At 73.8% G+C, this 18,273-nt stretch carries 12 protein-coding genes; 9 read left to right on the top strand and 3 right to left on the bottom strand.

The features are described 5' to 3' along the window. Positions 1 to 21 precede the first annotated feature (21 nt). The 3 genes from CPH93_RS21400 to CPH93_RS21390 all read left to right on the top strand — a co-directional run bounded on the left by CPH93_RS21400 (position 22) and on the right by CPH93_RS21390 (position 3,630). Positions 22 to 1,413 carry a carbohydrate ABC transporter permease gene (locus CPH93_RS21400; RefSeq protein ID WP_231976910.1) on the top strand — a complete coding sequence of 464 codons (1,392 nt, stop codon included), beginning with the start codon at positions 22 to 24 and terminating at the stop codon, positions 1,411 to 1,413. Continuing rightward, positions 1,410 to 2,324: a carbohydrate ABC transporter permease gene (locus CPH93_RS21395; protein ID WP_093483480.1), complete on the top strand. Its 915-nt coding sequence runs from the start codon at positions 1,410 to 1,412 to the stop codon at positions 2,322 to 2,324. The genes CPH93_RS21400 and CPH93_RS21395 overlap by 4 nt, the downstream gene beginning before the upstream one ends. 361 nt (positions 2,325 to 2,685) lie before the next feature. Next, a complete protein-coding gene (locus CPH93_RS21390; RefSeq protein ID WP_096213766.1) occupies positions 2,686 to 3,630 on the top strand; it encodes a class I SAM-dependent methyltransferase in 945 nt (314 codons plus the stop codon). A gap of 40 nt (positions 3,631 to 3,670) precedes the next feature. On the opposite strand, the gene CPH93_RS21385 is transcribed toward CPH93_RS21390, so the two are convergent. After that, complete coding sequence (locus CPH93_RS21385) at positions 3,671 to 4,357, bottom strand: class I SAM-dependent methyltransferase (protein ID WP_096213765.1); 687 nt, start codon at positions 4,355 to 4,357, stop codon at positions 3,671 to 3,673. Positions 4,358 to 4,607: 250 nt separating this feature from the next. On the opposite strand from CPH93_RS21385, the gene CPH93_RS21380 reads away from it, so the two are divergent. The 3 genes from CPH93_RS21380 to galE all read left to right on the top strand — a co-directional run bounded on the left by CPH93_RS21380 (position 4,608) and on the right by galE (position 11,201). After that, positions 4,608 to 8,243: a bifunctional glycosyltransferase/CDP-glycerol:glycerophosphate glycerophosphotransferase gene (locus tag CPH93_RS21380; RefSeq protein ID WP_096213764.1), complete on the top strand. Its 3,636-nt coding sequence runs from the start codon at positions 4,608 to 4,610 to the stop codon at positions 8,241 to 8,243. Positions 8,244 to 8,514: 271 nt separating this feature from the next. After that, complete coding sequence (locus CPH93_RS21375) at positions 8,515 to 10,170, top strand: glycosyltransferase family 2 protein (protein WP_096213763.1); 1,656 nt, start codon at positions 8,515 to 8,517, stop codon at positions 10,168 to 10,170. Between the two features lie 53 nt (positions 10,171 to 10,223). Further along, the gene (galE, locus tag CPH93_RS21370) at positions 10,224 to 11,201 is read left to right on the top strand and encodes a UDP-glucose 4-epimerase GalE (RefSeq protein WP_096213762.1); all 978 of its coding nucleotides are present in this window, start codon (positions 10,224 to 10,226) and stop codon (positions 11,199 to 11,201) included. Between the two features lie 101 nt (positions 11,202 to 11,302). On the opposite strand, the gene CPH93_RS21365 is transcribed toward galE, so the two are convergent. After that, entirely contained in the window at positions 11,303 to 11,575 is a 273-nt protein-coding gene (locus CPH93_RS21365; protein WP_173909858.1) for a DUF1876 domain-containing protein, read from the bottom strand. 418 nt (positions 11,576 to 11,993) lie between these two features. Here CPH93_RS21365 and CPH93_RS36445 point away from each other — a divergent pair, with 418 nt between their 5' ends. Both CPH93_RS36445 and CPH93_RS21355 read left to right on the top strand, forming a co-directional pair. Beyond that, complete coding sequence (locus CPH93_RS36445; protein ID WP_096213760.1) at positions 11,994 to 12,362, top strand: hypothetical protein; 369 nt, start codon at positions 11,994 to 11,996, stop codon at positions 12,360 to 12,362. Positions 12,363 to 12,470: 108 nt separating this feature from the next. Beyond that, on the top strand, positions 12,471 to 13,469 hold the full coding sequence (locus CPH93_RS21355; protein WP_197708709.1) for a hypothetical protein: 999 nt from the start codon (positions 12,471 to 12,473) through the stop codon (positions 13,467 to 13,469). Positions 13,470 to 13,509: 40 nt separating this feature from the next. Here CPH93_RS21355 and CPH93_RS37300 read toward each other — a convergent pair whose 3' ends face one another. Further along, complete coding sequence (locus CPH93_RS37300; protein ID WP_096213759.1) at positions 13,510 to 15,468, bottom strand: glycosyltransferase family 2 protein; 1,959 nt, start codon at positions 15,466 to 15,468, stop codon at positions 13,510 to 13,512. Positions 15,469 to 15,585: 117 nt separating this feature from the next. Here CPH93_RS37300 and CPH93_RS21345 point away from each other — a divergent pair, with 117 nt between their 5' ends. Beyond that, the gene (locus tag CPH93_RS21345; RefSeq protein ID WP_096213758.1) at positions 15,586 to 18,234 is read left to right on the top strand and encodes a YfhO family protein; all 2,649 of its coding nucleotides are present in this window, start codon (positions 15,586 to 15,588) and stop codon (positions 18,232 to 18,234) included. Positions 18,235 to 18,273 lie beyond the last annotated feature (39 nt).

Raw genomic sequence — 18,273 nt, 5'->3', positions numbered from 1 at the left:
CGGGACCGGGGGACCGTCACGATGAGCGACGCAGAGGTCAGCAGGGTCAGCAGCGGGCACGGCGGACGGCCCAGCGGCGGGCGGCTCCGCAACGGACGGCCCAGCGGCGGCGGCCGGGTGCGGCCGCGCGTGCCGGGCACCCGGCCGTGGATCGCCGCGGGGTTCCTGCTGCCGGCGCTGCTGCTGCTCGGGGCGCTGGTCGTCTACCCCATCGCCTTCTCCGTCCACCGCAGCCTGTTCGACGCCTCCGGCAAGGGGTTTGTGGGGCTCGGCAACTACGGCGCGATGTTCTCGGACGACGGCATCCGTACGGCGCTGAAGAACAACGTCCTGTGGGTCGTGGTGGCGCCGACGGTCTCGACGGCGCTGGGGCTGATCTTCGCGGTGCTGACCGAGCGGATCCGCTGGGGCACCGCCTTCAAGCTGATCGTGTTCATGCCGATGGCGATCTCGATGCTGGCGGCCGGCATCATCTTCCGGCTGGTCTACGACCAGGACCCCGAGCGTGGTGTCGCCAACGCGGTGTGGGTCGGCGTCCATGACACGTTCGCCGACCCGGCGCCGTTCCCCGGCGCCAAGCCGCGGCCCAGGTCCAACCTCGCGCCGTCCGGCGACGGCGAGTACACCACGCGCGCGGCCGTCCGTGCGGGGTCCCCGGTCCCGCTGCCCCTGGTCGCCGTCCAGCCGGGCGATCTGCGCGGCGCCCGGCCCGCGGCCGCCGCCCGGCCCCGGCCCGGAGCGGTCACCGGCACCGTCTGGCTGGACTTCACCCGCGGGGGCGGCGGCCGCCCGAACGTCCTCGACGGCAACGAGAAGGCGCTGGCCGGGCTGACGATCGAGGCGGTCAAGGGCGGCCGGGTGGTCGCCTCGGCGACGACGACGGCCGACGGCACCTTCACGCTGCCCGGCGACCGGGCCGCGGGCGCCCGCCTCCGGCTCCCCGCGGCCAACTTCGCCGAGGCCTACCGCGGCGTCGACTGGCTCGGCCCGGCACTGGTCACCCCGGCCATCATCGGCTCCTACGTCTGGATGTGGGCCGGTTTCGCGATGGTGCTGATCGCGGCGGGGCTGGCGGGCGTCCCGCGGGAGCTGCTGGAGGCGGCCCGGGTGGACGGCGCCGGGGAGTGGCAGGTCTTCCGCCGGATCACCGTGCCGCTGCTGGCCCCGGTCCTGGTGGTCGTGCTGGTCACCCTCATGATCAATGTGCTGAAGATCTTCGACCTGGTCTACATCATCGCGCCGGGCTCCAGCATCCGGTCCGCCAATGTGCTGGCGCTCCAGCTCTTCCAGTCGTCGTTCGGCACGGATGTCGACGAGGGGCTGGGCAGCGCGATCGCCGTCTTCCTGCTGCTGCTCGTGCTGCCGGTGATGTACGTCAATCTCCGGCGCATACGGAAGGAGCGTCGCCGATGACGACCGTGGACCGAGTCGTACCGGCCGAGCGGCCCCGGGCGGCCGGTGCCGTACGCGCCCGGCAGCCGCTCCCGGCCCGGATCGCGGCGCGGGCCGGCGGCGGTGCGCTGCGGATCTTCCTGGTCCTGGTCGCGCTGTTCTGGCTGCTGCCCTCCGTGGGGCTGCTGCTGTCCTCGCTGCGCAGCCCGCAGCAGATCGCCGAGTCCGGCTGGTGGCGGGTCCTCGCCCAGCCGGCCCAGCTCACCTGGGACAACTACAGCCAACTGCTGTCCAACGGCAAGGTGATGGGCTCGCTGCTGACCACGGCAGCGATCACCGTGCCGGCGACGCTGCTGGTCGTCGTCATCGGCTCGCTGGCCGGCTACGCCTTCGCCTGGCTGGACTTCCCAGGCCGCGACGGCTGGTTCCTGGTGGTCGTCGGGCTGCTGGTGGTGCCGGTGCAGGTGGCGCTGATCCCGGTGGCCAAGCTGTTCGGCGCGGTGGGGCTCTTCGAGACGACGGCCGGGGTGATCCTCTTCCATACGGCCTTCGGGCTGCCGTTCGCGGTGTTCCTGCTGCGGAACTTCTTCGCCGAGATCCCGCGCGAGCTGTTGGAGGCGGCCCGGCTGGACGGGGCGGGCGAACTGCGGCTGTTCACCCGCGTCGTGCTGCCGCTGGGCGGCCCGGCGATCGCCTCGCTGGGGATCTTCCAGTTCCTGTGGGTGTGGAACGACATGCTGGTCGCGCTGATCTTCGCGGACAGCGGCCATCCGCCGATCACCGTCGCCCTGCAACAGGAGGTGCGGCAGTTCGGCAACAACATCGATGTGCTGGCGCCCGGTGCGTTCCTGTCGATGGTGGTGCCGCTGATCGTCTTCTTCGCCTTCCAGCGCCAGTTCGTCTCCGGAGTGATGGCCGGCGCGGTGAAGTGAGACCGCGGGCATACGGGGCGCGACGCCGCACGCCACCTTCCGTTCATTTTTCTCCCCCTACGATGCGGGTCCCGTGAAACGCATGGTGCGACCCGGCTTCGTCATGGAGACTGCCGGAGCGGCGCTCGAAACGACTCTCGAACCGAGCAGTGGCGCCCCCGGGCCCGGCAGGGCCGCGCCCGTGCGCAGCGGCCGCGACACCGGGTGCGACCCGGACCGCGAAGGCACCGACAACAACAGGCAGCACCGAGCAGCACCCGCATATCCACGGCGGACAGCGCCGGAACATATCGCCACAATCCCCCTCACCTACGCGTCGTCATTCGTCCTACGTTCCCGACCGTCTGGAGACGGACCGCACATGACTGCCCCCATCGCAGAGAGTGCCGCACTGCCGCGCCCCACCCGGCTGTCCGAGGTCAAGGGCTGGTTCTTCACCGCCGACCAGCTGATGTTCGACTGGTTCCTGGCACACCAGCAGGAGCAATCCGAGCCGGGGGATCTGCTCGAACTGGGCGCGTACATGGGCAAGAGCGCGATCTTCCTCGGTGCCCGGCTGCGCGCCGGCGAGCGCTTCACGGTCTGCGATCTCTTCGACTCCCCCGCCGAGGACGTCTCCAACTCCAAGGAGATGAAGAAGTCCTACGCGACCCTGACGCGGCGGGCCTTCGAGGCCAACTACCGTGCGTTCCATGAGGAGTTGCCCACCATCGTCCAGGGCCTCAGCTCGGTCGTCACCGACCATGTCGACGAGGGCTCGGTGCGCTTCGCCCATATCGATGCCTCGCATCTCTACGAGCATGTGCACGGCGACATCCTCGCGGTGCGCTCGCTGCTGACCCCGCACGGCGTCGTGGTGATGGACGACTACCGCGCCGAGCACTGCCCCGGGGTGGCCGCCGCCACCTGGCAGGCCGTTGCGAACGAGGGGCTGCGCCCCATCTGCATCACCGGCACCAAGTTCTACGGGACCTGGGGCGACCCCGAGCCGCTGCAGAAGGCGCTGCTGGAGTGGATAGCGGCCCGCGGCGACATCTGGCACGAGGTGCAGTTCGTCAACGACGCCCCGCTGATCCGGCTGAGCGCCAAGGGCGCCAGGGAACCCGCCCAGCCGGCCTCGCGGCACCGGTCCACGGGCGCGTCCGTCCCGCAGCCGGCACAGTCCCCGGCGGCCTCCGCGGCCCGCCCGGGCCCGCGCCCGCCGCTCCCGACGCGCAGCGCGATGCGGCGGGTGGCCCTGGACGTGCTGCCGCCGATCGTCACCCGCGCCCTGGTCAAGGCCCGCAAGCGGGCCCGCGGGCGCTGAGCCGCCGGGCGCGGACCGGAGCGGCCCGCCCCGGTCCGCGCTACCGCGGCACCTGCCCCACCAGCACGAACACATTGGACCGCAGCAGCATCCCGGCCGGGCGCGGCAGCGGATGGGAGTACGTCCGCCGCACCGCCAGGCCCGCGGAGGCGGCGAAGGCCCGCAGCAGCGCGAAGTCGGTGAAGCGCACCGGGGTCGGGCCGGCCCGGTGCCCGGCCTCCTGCGCGGTGATCAGCAGCACCCCGCCGCCCGGCCGTACATAGCGGACGTAGGCCCGCAGCAGGCTCTCGACCTGCTCGTCGTCCAGATGCTCCAGGACGTGCGCGGTCAGCAGCGCATCGAAGGCGCCGGGCCGGGCGTGCGGGCTCGCCAGGAACGTCTCGGCCGTATAGGCGGTCAGCCCGCGGGCCCGGCAGCGCTCCACGGACTGCGGGTCGTGGTCGATCCCGACGCTGCCGGGCGCGCAGCAGGCGAGGGTGTCGCCGTCCCCGCAGCCGATCTCCAGCACCCGGCCGGTGCCGATCCGCCGCAGCTGGCTGCGGAACGGGGACCGGGCGGGCAGCAGCCGCGCCGGACCACCGCGCCCCCGGTCGGCCGGCAGCCGCGCGGTGGAGGCGGACGGCGCGGTCCCCGCGGGGCGGGCGGGGCGCGGGGGCCGGGTGTCACCGCCGGGCGGCCCGGCGTCGAGGCTGTCGGTGGCGGCGGAGCTGTCGGTTCGGCCGGGCATCAGGACGCGGTCACCTTCCCTGAGGAATCGGGGCGCACGGGGCGCCGGCAAGCTGTGAACGGGTCTACGGCATCGAACGCGGCCCGGCACTACGGCGCGCCGACCGTGGCGCACGGAACGTCATCGAGGGAACGCGCGCCGCCGACGGCGACTCTCACCCTTTCAGCGCAGATCCGGTGACCGTGCCGCCGCGCGCGAGTTGAACGGACCGGTCTTGCGCATCGCCCGTCCGGAAAGGCTCGGTCCACGTATGAAGCCTCGGCTCACCGTCGTCATCCCGGTCCATCGCACCGAGGGATCCGAGCGGAATCTGGAGGAGTGCCTGGAGTCGGTCGCGGCGCAGACGCTGACCGCGCTGGATGTGGTGATGGTGGACGGCCCGCCCGCACACGGCGGCGAGGACGCCGCCGCGCCGGGCACGCCCGCGGCCCTCGCCCGCCGCTTCGCCGAGCGGGACCCGCGGTTCCGGATCGTCCACCACCCCGGCAGCGACCCGGCCCCCGGCTGTGGCGCGGTCCGCAACACCGGTGTCCGGCACGCCTATCCGCACACCGAATTCCTGGCCTTCCTCGACGCCGACGATGTGCTGCTGCCGCGCGCGTACGAGGACCTCACCGGCCTGCTGGACAAGTCCGGTGCGGACCTGGCGACCGGCAACGTCTACCGGCTCGGCGCGGCCGGCCGCAGCCAGTCCGCACACCATCCGGCCGGCCGCGAGACCGTACTGCGCACCCACATCAGCGAGGACCTCACGCTGCTGTCCGACCACTTCGCCCGCAACAAGGTCTTCCGCCGCGCCTTCTGGGACACCCACGAACTCGCCTTCCCCGAGGGGGAGTTCTGCCATGACGCGGCGGCGACCCTGCCCGCGCACTTCCTCGCCGAGGCGGTCGATGTGCTGCACGAGCACGTCTGTTACTGGCGGCTGCCGGAAGGGCCCGACCGCCACCGGCGGCCGGATGCCCGGGGCGTGCGGGACCGGTTCGCGGTGGTGGCCGGCATCCGGCGCTTCCTCGGCGACCCGGCCCGCCCCCGGCTCGGCGCCCACCGGCGGGACTACGACCGCGCCCAGCTCACCGACGGGCTGCTCGACCTGGTCGACGCGCTGCCCGCGGCCACGCCCGAGTACCGCACCGCATTCCTGGACTGCGCCCGCGAGTTCCTCTCCGGCGTCGACCCGCGGCTGTTCCGCACGCTCCCCGTGGAGCTGCGGATGCGCTGGTATCTGATCCGCACCGGACGGCTGACCGATCTGCTCGCCCTGCTCACCCATGAGGCCCGCAACCCGGCCGGGTTCACCGTCGCCGGACCGCCGCTGCGCAAGCAGGCGGTGCTGCCGCTGACGCCGCCGCTGGAGCTGCCGCCGGGGGTGACCCGCCTCACGGCGGACGACTTCCCGGTATGCGCCCGGCTTGTCTCGGCGACGTGGCAGGACGGCACGCTGGTGCTCCGCGGCTACGCCCATATCCGCAATCTGGACGCCGCGGCCCGGCACAGCTACCTCAGGACGGCGGTGCTGTCGTGCGGGCGGCGGCGGGTGCTGCTGCCGCTGCGGCCGGTCCTGATGCCGGAGGCGACCGCCGAGTCCGGTCAGGAGCTGCACTGTTACGACTGGTCGGGCTTCGAGGTACGGCTCGATCCGGCCCGGCTGCGCAGCGGCGGGCGCTGGGAGGAGGGCGAGTGGACGGTCGGGGTGCTGCTGGCGTCGGCCGGCGTGCTGCGGACCGCCCCGCTGGGGGCGCCCGAGACCGGCTCGGGCGCCGCCCCGTGCACCCATGACGTGGCCGCGGACGGTGCGGACGGCGCCGTACGGCTCACGCCCCGGTACGCGGACGGGCGGCTGCGGCTGTCGGTGGCCCGTCGTACCCGGTGGCTGGCCGGCCGGCACGCGGCGGCGGCCGGCACCCTGGACCTGACCGTCACCGCGCCCGGCCGCCCGCCCGCCGCGCTGCGGGTGACCCACCAGGGGACCGGCACGGTGGTGTCCTTCCCGGTGGAGACGGAGCCGCCGGCAGAGCTGGGTTCCGGGCAGGAGGAGGCGGCGCCCCCCGCGTCCGGCGCCGCGCGCCGCGCCCCCAGCCCCCGGCTGACCTTCCGTATCCGTCTCGACACTCTGGCCGCCGCGCGCCCCACCCGGGACGGGGCGCCCCGGGCCATCCCGCCGGCGCACACCGAGAGCTGGCTGCCCGAACTGGTCCTGGCCGGCGGCGGCACCGACCCGATCGCCTGCGACCCCTGGCTCGCGCCCCTCGCCTGTCCGCTCCCGCACGGCCGCGAACTGATCGTCGCGGCCACGCCGGCCGGCGACCTCGTGCTGCACGACCGCATCCCGCAGCCGTACCTGGACCGGGCGCTGTGGCGCCCGGACGGCACCCTGCTGGTGGCGGGCCGGCTGCCGGACGCCGCGCCGCACACCACCGAACTGGTCCTCAAACACGGGGCGCACGCCGCCGAGCTGGCCTTCCCCACCACCCACGACGACGGCCGCTTCCACTGCGCGCTGCCGCTGGGCGCCCTGCCCTCGCTCGCCGGGACGGTGCCGCTGCGCGAGGGCCGCTGGACGCTGCACCTGCGCGACCAGGGCGCGCCCGGTTCCCCGCTGGACGTCCCGGTCCGCTGCGCACCGACCGTCCTGGACGGGCTGCCGGCCGCCCGTACGGTCCGCGGCAAGCCGCTCGCCCTCGACCGGCACCGGCACGACGAGGCCCTGATCACGGCGGGCCCCGCGCTGCCCGCCCCCGACCGCGGCCCCTACCGCCGCCGGATGCTGCGCGAACAGCACTATGCGCTGCACCGCTCCCGTCCGCTGCGCGACACCGTCCTCTACAGCAGCTTCGGCGGCCGCGCGTACGGGGACTCACCGCGCGCGGTACACGAGGAACTGGTCCGCCGGGACATGGACGTGGAGCATCTGTGGGCGGTGCGCGATGCGCAGACCGCGGTGCCGACGACGGCCCGGGCGGTGATCGTGGGCAGCGCCGAGTGGCACGGCGCGCTGGCGCACAGCCGCTGGGTGGTCACCAACACCCATCTGCCCCGGTGGTTCACCCGGCGCGGCGGCCAGCGCATCATCCAGACCTGGCACGGCACCCCGCTCAAGCGGATCGGCGCCGACCTGACCGGGACGCTGTGCGCGGGCCTGGCCCATCTGGCGCCGCGGCCGCGGGTGAGCCGGCAGTGGAGCGTGCTGCTGTCGCCCAACGCCCACAGCACCCCGGTGCTGCGCACCGCGCTCGGCTACTCCGGCCGGCTGCTGGAGACCGGGCTGCCGCGGACCGACGCCTTCTTCGCCGCCGACCGCGACCGGATCGCGGCCGCGGTGCGCGAGCGGCTGGGCATCGAGCCCGGCCGGAAGGTCGTGCTGTACGCGCCGACCCCGCGCGACGACCTGGCCTACGACGCGGGCCACCACCGGCTGCATCTGCCGCTCGACCTGGAGCTGGCCCGGCAGGAGCTGGCCGACGACCACGTCCTGCTGGTCCGCAGCCATCCGCTGGTCGCCGACCGGCTGCCCGCCCACCACGCGCCCTTCGCCCTCGACGTCTCCGCCCACCCCGACGCCACCGAGCTGCTGCTGGCCGCGGATGTGCTGGTCACCGACTACTCCTCGCTGGCCGCCGACTTCGCCAACACCGGCCGCCCGATGCTCTTCCTCACCCCCGATCTGCCGCACTACCGCGACACCCTGCGCGGCTTCACCCTCGACTTCGAGGCGCGGGTACCGGGTCCGCTGCTCACCTCCACCGGTGAACTGATCGACGCGCTGGGCGACTTGGAGGCGATCGCCGCGGCGGGGGCGGAGGCGTACGCGGATTTCCGGGAAACGTTCTGCCACCGGGACGACGGCGGGGCGGCGGGCCGGGTCGCGGATCTGATGGAGCGTTGACGCGGTCCGGTCCGCCGCAAGGTGGTGGCGGCTGGATCGGCATCCTGCGGCGCTCGCGTCGTTACAGCATGTGCAGGTGCTCTTACGGGCCATGCATACCCAAGCCCCGACTCCCGCCCGGGTAAGAAGTAAGAAGACGGCAAGAGGGCGGGAAAAGAGGAGCGGCGGGTGCAACCGCTCGACGGGATTCGGCCTCTGAACCATCGTAAATGGGTTCGGACCCCGCTCGCGCCAAGAGATGCTGTCGACACGAAATGTAGATTCAGTGACTGTGAAAGAAGCCCTTGAGCCACTGCCGGCAGGGCCCACCATCACGCCATCCGCGCAGGTCAGCATCGTCGTCATCGCCTTCAACGATGCCGGCCACGTCTGCGACGCGGTGCGCTCCGCACTCGCGCAGGGGAATCCTGGCGAAACGGTCACCGAAGTGATCGCGGTGAACGACGCCTCCACCGACGGCACCGGCGCCGCCCTGGACGCCCTCGCCCGTGACGAACCACGCCTCCGTGTCCTGCACCGCGAGCGGAACAGCGGCGGCTGCGGCACCCCGCGCAACGACGGGCTGCGCGCCGCCACCGGGCGCTTCGTGATGTTCCTGGACAGCGACGATGTGCTGCCCCCGGGTGCGGCCCGGGCGCTGCTGGCCGCCGCACTGGAGCACGACGCTCCGGTCGCGGCCGGCGCCTGCGTACGCCGTGAGCTGCCCGCGCACCGCGACATCCCCTGGCAGCCCGCCCTCTACCGCGAGCCGGCCGTGCACGACTCGGCCGAGACCAGCCCCCAGCTGGTCCGCGACACGCTCTGCGTCAACAAGCTCTACGCGCGGGCGTTCCTGGACGAGCACGCCATCACCTTCCCCGAGGGCCGCTTCACCTACGAGGACTTCGTCTTCACCGCGCGGGTGCTGGCCGCCGAGCCGCGGATCGTGACCATCCCGGACAGCGTCTACATCTGGCACGTGCGCCGCTCGGCCGCCAAGCAGTCGATCTCGCTGGACCGCAACGATGTCGCCAACTGGCAGGCCCGGATCGCGGCGCACCGCGCCAGCGTGCAGATCTTCAAGGACGCCGGTCTCAAGGCGCTGGCGCACGCCGCGAACACCAAGTTCCTCGACCACGATCTGCGGATGTACGTCCGCGAGCTGCACACCCGCGGCGCCGACTACCGCGCCGAGTGGTGGAGCCTGGCCCGCGACTATCTGGCCAATTTCGACGAGGCCGATCTGCGCGCGGCCCGCGCCCCGGCCCGCTGGCTGGCCCGCGTCGTGCTGGCCTCCCCCGCCCCGCGGGACCTGGACCGCCTGACCCAGCTGGCGGCCCGCCCCGGCCGGCTGCTGCCGCCGTACGCGGAGGCCGATGGCCGTCCGGTGTGGGCCCCGGACCTGCCCGACGTCGAGCTGGACGCGATCGGCACCAAGCCGACGCACCGGCTGCCGGTGACCATCGACGCCGAGCCCTCCGTCACCGGCCGCGGGGTGCTGCGGCTGCGCATACACGATCTGTACGGGCGGCTGGCCGCGTCCGAACCTCAGAGCATCGACATCGAGCTGCACCGGCGCCGCGACGAGCAGCGCGGCCCGGTCCACACCGCCTCGCTCACCCGGGCCGCCCCGACCGCCCCCGGCTCCACGGCCAGCTGGACCGCCGAGGTCGCGCTGGACCTCGCCGCGCTGGTCGAACCGGACGGGCAGGGCGGCGACCCCGAGCCCTGGGACCTGATGGCGCAGGTCAGCTGCGCGAACGGGGCCGGTTTCCGGGCCTCGCTGCGGGCCCGGGGCCCGGGGCTGCGCCGCCGGGTGCTGCCCAGCCGGCGGCATCTCGTCCTGCTGGTGCAGCCGTATGCGACGACCGGAGGGGCGCTGTCGCTCCGGGTCGCCTCGGGTGTGCGCAGCGTATGGCGGATCGCCGCCCGGCGGCTGCGCCGCTGACCGCCGCGGCCCGCTCCTCTTCCCTGTCTGACCCCGAGCCTAGGATTGACGCCATGTCTTACTTGATCACGGGTGGTGCCGGATACATCGGCTCCCATGTCGTACGGGCCCTGCGCCAGGCGGGCGAGTCGGTCGTCGTGCTCGACGACCTGACGACGGGCGTGGCCGCCCGGGTCCCGCAGGGCGTCCCGCTGGTCGTGGGCTCCACCCTCGACCGCGCGCTGCTCGACGAGACGATCGCCGGGCACGGCATCACCGATGTCGTGCATCTGGCCGCCAAGAAGCAGGTCGGCGAGTCCGTCGAGATGCCGCTGCTCTACTACCGCGAGAACGTCCACGGTCTGCAGACGCTGCTGGAGGCGATGGCCGCGGGCGGCGTCGGCCGCTTCGTCTTCTCCTCCTCGGCCGCGGTCTACGGCATGCCCGATGTCGACCTGGTCACCGAGGACACCCCCTGCCTGCCGATCAACCCGTACGGCGAGACCAAGCTCGTCGGCGAGTGGATGGCCCGCGCGGTGGGCGCCGCGCACGGCATCAGCACCGCCTGCCTGCGCTACTTCAACGTCGCCGGCGCGGCCACCCCCGAGCTGGCCGACACGGGCGTCTTCAACATCGTCCCGATGGTCTTCGAGCGGCTGACCGAGGGCACCGCGCCGCGCATCTTCGGCGATGACTACGACACCCCCGACGGCACCTGCATCCGCGACTACATCCATGTCGCCGACCTCGCCGAGGCCCATGTGGCGGCCGCCCGCAAGCTCGCCGAGCCGGGCCCGGTGCGTGATCTGACGCTCAACATCGGCCGCGGCGAGGGCGTCTCGGTGCGCGAGATGATCGACCTGATCACCGAGGTCACCGGCCACGGCGACGTCACCGCCGAGGTCACCCCCCGCCGGGCGGGCGACCCGGCCCGGGTGGTCGCGGCCGCCGACCGGATCACCGCCGAGCTGGGCTGGAAGGCCCACCACGACGTACGCGACATGATCACCTCGGCCTGGGCTGGCTGGCAGCACCACCACCCGCAGGGCTGACCGAGGCCGAGCCGCCTGCGCCCCGCCGCGCCCGTAGGGGCACGGCGGGGCGCGGCCGCGCACGCGGCCCTCAACATGCACCGCCGGTCCGGCCATCCGCCTCAATGCAGCGGGTGCGACGTCCGTCCCGACGCCTCATCGATCTCGTCGTGCGCCTTGGTCAGCAGCTTCATCGCCAGCTCGTTGAGTGCTCTGGCCCCCGCGACCTCCTCGCCGACCCTCGGCTGATTCGAATCAGCGGGGTGGCGGCTGGTATAGCCATGGGACCGCACCTCGCTCCCGTCGGGGAGCCGGACGAGGGCCGCCGCGCGGGTGCGGTGGGCGTCCTCGTCGAATTCCAGCTCGACATGCCATCCGACAGCGGTCTGCAGCATCACGATCACCTCCGGAACCGCTGTTTCCAGCGTGCGCCTGCCGCTCGGCGTGTGCACGGCGTGCCGGTGGTGGCGAGTCCGCCTCCCGCGCACCGCACGGCGGGCAGGTCATCCGAAGTCCCCGTCCGCGAGCCGCTGCGTCCTGGTGCGCGACACCGTCAGCGCCCCCGGCTGCGCCACCGGCCACTCCGGGCGCCCCGGTAGCCGCAGGAAGACGGCGCCTTTCGGGGCACCCGTCCGCCGCCGGGGACGTGTGCGGGTGAGCCCGTGCCGGCCGTCGCGAGGCAGGCCCCCGGACGGCTGGTAATCAATCAACTCCCTTACGGCACACCGGGTAAGGGAGCAGAGTGGAGAGACGGTTGAACCGGTTGAACGCTCGGGGGTACACGAGATGGCACCACGATCACGGAAGCCGAACTTGCCCCTCGCAGCCCTGATGCGGGAAGGACAGGTCGGAAACGCCCAGCTCGCGCGGACCGTGAACCGCGTCGGGGCGGAACTCGGCGTGAGCCTGCACTACGACAAGACGACCGTGTCCCACTGGCTGAAGGGGTCCCTGCCCAAGGCTGCGGCTCGCCCCGCTGTCGTCGAAGCGCTCGCACGGCTCCTCGGCCGGCCGGTCACGTCCTCGGAGGCCGGGCTGGGCGACCTCGGCGAACCGGCCCCCACTGCCGATGCCGCGTCCGGAGTGGTCGAGCTCGGAACGGCCGACCTAGGGCCTGTCGTTTGGATCAGGTCGGATCAGGGAGCGGGGTCTGGTGCGTGCAGCTGCAAGGCGGAGGATTGAGGCAACGCGGAGCGTTGCTGATTGACGACAACGCCGCAGATGCGCGTGCCAGACCCCGCGAGCCCGACCTGATCCAAACGACAGGCCCTGGCCCCGTCCCGCCGCGCGGTGCTCGGTGCCGGCCTGTACTCGGCGACGCTGGCCGTCCCCCGGTTCGAGGACGTGGCCGGCCGCACGGAAGCGGTCCCGGCCGGCCGCACCGTACGCATCGGGATGAGCGACGTGGCGACCGTCCGGACCATGACGGCGAAGATCGCCGACATCCTGGACGAGCTGGGGGGAGGGCATGCACGGCCGATGGCGGCGGCTTTCCTCGTCCATACCGTGGGTCCGTATCTGCGGGCGGACGGCAGTGAGGCCGCGAGGAAAGCCATCCGGGCCGCAGCGTCGGACCTGGTGTACCTCACGGGCTGGATGGCCATGTACGAGCGGGAACACGGGACCGGGCAGCAGTACTACCTGCGGGCCCTCACCCTCGCGGCCGACGCGGAGGACCACCTCACCTACTCCCGCACCCTGCGCGGCATGGCACTTCAGGCGTCGAACCTCGGCCACGGCAACAAGGCACTGGCACTTGCCGACAGCGCGGCCGAAGCCGCACCGGCCGCGGGCCCGCGGCTGGTTGCCTTCCTCCGCGGGCAGCAGGCGCACGGGGCGGCGATGGTGAAGGACCGCCGGCAGGCGTTCTCCCGGCTGCGGGAGACCGAAGCGGCCCTCTCGCGGGCGGAGGGCCGCAACGACACGGTCGGCGGCTACGACCGGTCGGCGTTCGAATTCCATGTCTCCCATGTGAAGTGGGAACTCGGCGACCGCGCCGGATCGGTCCAGGCCCTGCGCCGGTCCAACCGATACCGGCCCGACGGGGAACGGCAGGGCCGCGTGCACGGCACCGGGCTGCTGGCCACCCGCCTCCTGGCCATGCGGCACGTGGAGGAGTCCTGCGAGGTGTGGGACGACTTCCTGGAGGACTACGCCGGGGTTGCCAGCGCCCGCGGTGACGAGCACTTCGCCACTCTGGAGAACGGCCTGCGCCCCTACCGCCGGCTGCCCGTCGTCCGGGCACTGTCCGACCGTGCGCGGGCGGTGGGGCGCCGCAAGACGGCCTGAGCCGGGGGTCTGGCCCGCCCGGCCCCGTACGCCCCGTCATTCAGCCGCGGGACCTGCGCGTGAGCCGCGCCCGGAAGCCGGTACCGGGCACCGCGAGGGTCAGCGTTCCCGGGCCGCCGGGCAAGTCCTCGGCCGTGCGGACCGGTAGTTCGCGGACGAGCGGGCCCGCGGTCACCCGCAGGGCTATCCGCCAGGTGCCCGGCGGGCCGCTCCGGAGCAGGGAACGGACGGTGTAGTGGTCGCCGGCGTCCCTGGTGGCCGTGGTGCGCAGTGCCACCGTGCGGGTCGCGTCGCGGAGGATCAGCTGGAGCTCGGCGTCGGTGGGGCAGCCGGGCAGGGTGAGGTGTGCGGTGAGGGTGGCGCGGCCGGAGCGGGTGCAGTGCGCGGTGCCCCGCAGGTCCGCGCCGAGCGGCCGGGTCGTCCCGTCCAGGTCGAGGTGGAGATGGCCGTGCGGGGAGAGGAAGAGCGCGGCGACGGCGGGGCCGGCGGGGCCCCGGCCGACGATCCGCGGGGCGAAGTCCGGGTGAGCTACCGGGTCCTGCGCGTCCTCCGCGTGCTCGGGGACCAGCCAGGCCTCGCGGCACAGCGAGGGACCGGCGGCGCCGCCCGGGCCGTGCGCGGTGAGTGCGATCTTGAAGCCCCAGATGCCGGCGGGCAACGGGCCGCCGTCCGCGGCGGTCGCCGGGTCGACGGCGGCCCGCCAGGCGCCGTCCTCGTAGTGGGCGGGGATGCGGTGGACGGTGCCGCCGCGGCGCAGGAGGATCTCGACGGTGTCGCCGCCGAGCGGCGGGAGCTCTGCGGTGCCGCGCAGGTGCAGGACGCCGCCCACCCAGTGCTGGTGGACCAGCCGCTGGCGCAGCACCACCCGGTCGGTGAGGTCGTAGCAGGCGTCGGGGAGGGCGCGCTGCGGGTCGCGGAAGTACGGGTAGCCGGCGTAGACCCGCCCGTCGTCGTCGAGGTGCGGCGGGCCCGGCCGGGAGCCGGTGTCGGCCCGGGCGACGGCGGTCAGCTCGTCGTCGAGTCCGGCGCGCAGGCAGTGGGCGCGCAGCCGGAGGGCGGGCGGCAGGGCGGCCAGCACCCGGTCGGTGAGGTAGCGCTCGACGAGGGGGCGGGCGGCGGCGGCCATCGCGCGCCGGCCGGCCTCGTCGCGGCCGAGGTAGGGGGCCCCGAAGGGCATGAGTATCTCGCCGTGGAAGTGCCGGACCATCAGCTTGTCGCGGTTCCCGCCGGGCGGGACCTCGGCCGCGACCCGTTCGAGGACGGTGCCGATGTAGTCGAGGTACTCGCACCAGTCGATGTCCTGGCGGGTGGCGTTGCTGTTGTCGTCGCGTCCGTGCAGGTAGTAGCAGGTGCGCTCGGCGAAGACGGAGACGACCTCGGCGCGCAGCAGCGCGGTGATGCCGAAGGGGAGGTCCTCGGCCAGCAGCCGGCCCTCGACGAAGCGCAGCCGGTGCTGTTCGAGGAAGGCGCGGCGGAAGAGCTTGTAGGCGGCCAGCGACCAGTAGACCGGGGAGTCGAAGACGGAGACCGACGCGCTGGTGGTGCGCAGGTCGACGGGGGCCCCGCGGCCTTCGGCGCCGGCCATCCGGCCGTAGACGACGTCCGAGCCGTTCTTCTGGGCCGTGCGGGTGAGCCAGAACAGCGCCTCGGTGTCGAGGCGGTCGTCGGAGTCGAGGAAGAAGACGTAGTCGCCGGTGGCGTGGTCCAGTCCGGCGTTGCGCGGCCGACCGGCGCCGCCGGAGGCCTCCTGGCGCAGCACCGTCAGGTTGGGGTGGCTGCGGACCTGCTCGGTCAGCCACTCCGCGCTGCCGTCGGTGGAGCCGTCGTCGACCGCGATCACCTCTATCTGCCGCTGGTCCAGCGTCTGGGCGAAGACGGAGCCGAGGCTGCGTTCGAGGTAACGCCGGGTGTTGTGCACCGGCATGATCACAGAGACGGTCGGCGCCGCGGCGTCCGGCCCGGTGGGGACCGCGGCCGCGAGGTCGTCTGAGACGGGCACCCGTGCCCTCCGTTCATTTCCGCAATCCCCCGAAAGACCCGGCGCCGCAGCCGGGTAAAGGGGACTATTTAGACATATAACGTGGGGTGAACGTTCGCCGATCGTGGAGGAGTGCCGGTGGCTCCGACGCCCGCCACCCCACAAGAGGCGGTCCGGCCCCTGGAGGTTGCCCGTCCCCTTCCCGGGAGTGAACGCCCGGCCGCGGCGCGCGGGACCCTCGGGCGGCTGACGGCACCCGGGCTCGCGGCGGCCCTGTCCATGGGCGCGTACTGCCTCGGGCTCGCCCTTTACGGCAGCTACCCCTTCGGTCCGCACTCCCGCGCCGTCAACGACCTGGGCAATCAGTTCGTGCCGTTCCACGCCCGGCTGTGGGACCTGATACACGGCACCACCAGCGGCGATCTGTTCTTCAACTGGGGCAGCGGCTACGGCGTCCCGTTCCTCGCCGACTTCTTCACCTATCTGATGAACCCGTTCTCCTGGCTCGTCGGACTCTTCCCCCGTGCGCTGGCCGACCTCCCGGTCTTCCTGGTCACCCTGCTCAGCATCGGCCTGGGCGCCGCGCTGATGACCGTCCTCCTCGGCCGGCTGCGGCCGGGCTCCGGCACGCTGCGGGCGCTGCTGTCGGTGGGCTACGGGCTGTGCGCCTGGGTGCTGAACGACGGTTTCGCCGACCCCATGTGGATGTGGGGCCTGGTCGCGCTGCCGCTGACCGGTATCGCCGCGGACTGGTGCCTGCGCCGCACCCGCTGGGTGGCCGGCACCCTGCTGGTCGCCCTCGCCTGGGCGGGCAACTTCTACACGGCGGCGATGGCCACCCTGGCGACGGCGCTGGTCCTGGGCCTGCGGCTGCTGACTGCCACCGGGATGCCGCGCCGCGACCGCCTGCGGGCAGCGGGCCGCGCCGTCTCGATGGCACTGACCGGCATCCTGCTCACCGCACCCGTCCTGACCGTCACCTTCCGGGCCAGCCACGCCGCCCAGCCCGCCCCCGAGGTGTCCTACGCCGGCGGGCCGCCCCTGCTCCACCAGGTGTCGCAGCTGCTGCCCGGCGCCCACGACGCGACACCGGCCCCGAACCTCTTCATCGGGGTCCCCGGGCTGCTGCTGGTGGCGGCCTTCCCGTTCGTGCGCGCGGTGCCGCTACGGGTGCGCCTGGGCTGGTACGCGCTGGCGGCGGGCGTCGCCTTCTCGTTCGTCCAGGAGCCGACGATCCTGCTGTGGCACGGCTTCGCGCTGCCCAACGGCAGCCCCTACCGTGCCGCCTTCGTGCTCAGCGGGATCCTCGTGATGATCTCCTGGCTCGCACTGGCGCACCGCCCGCGGCCCGGCGAACTCGCCGCGGGCGCCGGGCTGGTCGCCGCGCTGGCCTGGCTCTGCCGGGACCAGGCCGCGGTCGGCACCGCCACCTGGATCCTGGTGGCCGGCGGCGGCGCCGTGACCCTCCTGGCGCTGACCGCGCGCAGCGCGCTGCGCGGCGGCCGCACCCGGGCCGCCGCCACCGCCGCGCTGACCGGCACCATCCTGCTCGGCTCGGCGTACACGGCGTTCTCCGTGACCGCGGCGCGGGACAGGATCGCCTGGTTCCGGCCCAAGATCACGCTGACCGGGCCGTCGCTGGCGGCCCGGGACGAACTGGCCGCCCGCACCGACTGGCCCCGCTCCCGCACCGATCCGGGCCCGCACGAATTCGCCAACAACGACCCGTTGTTGCTCGGCGGCGAGGGCGGCGCGTACTACAGCAGCTACGTCCCGGCGGCCACCGCCCGCACCCTGCAACGCCTGGGCGCCGGCTGGTACATCAGGGGCCGCCACACGCTCAGCTTCGAGGACCCGGCGGGCCAGGCGATCATGGGCGTGAGCAGCTCGCTGTCGCCGGTGTGGGAGAGCCGCAACCGCTACGTCACGCACCGCGCGCACCCGGCCCCGCTGCTGACCGTACGGAGCACGCTCCCCCGCCCGCGCGCCGGGGAGACCGTGTTCGCCCGTCAGGAGCGGGTGCTGGGCGCGGCCGTGTACGAGGTGCCGGCCCTGCGGCCCACCACGGGCGCGACCCCGGTGCCCGACCGTGGCGGCTGGCTGCTGCGCCCGGCACCGCAACCCGCCACACGGCAGCCGGCGGCGGGCCCGAACGGCGCGGGGACCACCTTCACGGCACACTGCACCCCGGGCAGCACCGCCGTGTGGTCGGCGCCGTGGTTCTCCGGGCGGGTCACCGGGCTGGGCGGGCACAGCAAGGCGATCGGCCGCGCCGATGTCACCGCCAATCCGGTGCGGGAGCTGGGCCAAGTGCCCGCGGACGGCACGGTGTCGGTGCGCTTCACCGGCCGGGGCCCGCAGCGCGTCCCCGGGCACGCCCTGGGCTGTCTGTCCCGGCGCAGGCTGACGGCGGCGGTGGACGCGCTGCGCGCCAGGGGCCCGGTGGAACTGACCGCCGGCGGCCACAGTCTGACGGCCCGGCTGCGGCCGGGCAGCAGGGGCAGCGCGGTGCTGGCGATGCCGGCGGTCACGGGATGGGGCTGTGCGGTGGACGGCGGACCCCGCCGCGCGCCGCGCTCGTTCGCCGGTCTGCTGACCGTCCCGCTGGGCTCCGGGGCCTCCCGGCTGTCGTGCTCCTACCGGCCACCGGGCCTGGGGACGGGGCTGGCGGCGAGCGCCGCGGCGGCGCTGGCGGTCGCCGCGGTGGCCGCGGCCGGAGCGGTCCGCGGCCGCCGACGCCTCGCATCAGCACGCCGTTCACCCCGTGACATTCCACCGGATCCGTAGACCCCGTCCGCGCCGCCCCCCGCCCCCGGCGAAAAGGCC

Source organism: Streptomyces sp. 2323.1, from assembly GCF_900221035.1.
Taxonomy (GTDB): domain Bacteria; phylum Actinomycetota; class Actinomycetes; order Streptomycetales; family Streptomycetaceae; genus Streptomyces; species Streptomyces sioyaensis.
The sequence above is the reverse complement of the archived record's forward strand: the minus strand, read 5'-3'. Positions and strand labels throughout refer to the sequence as shown.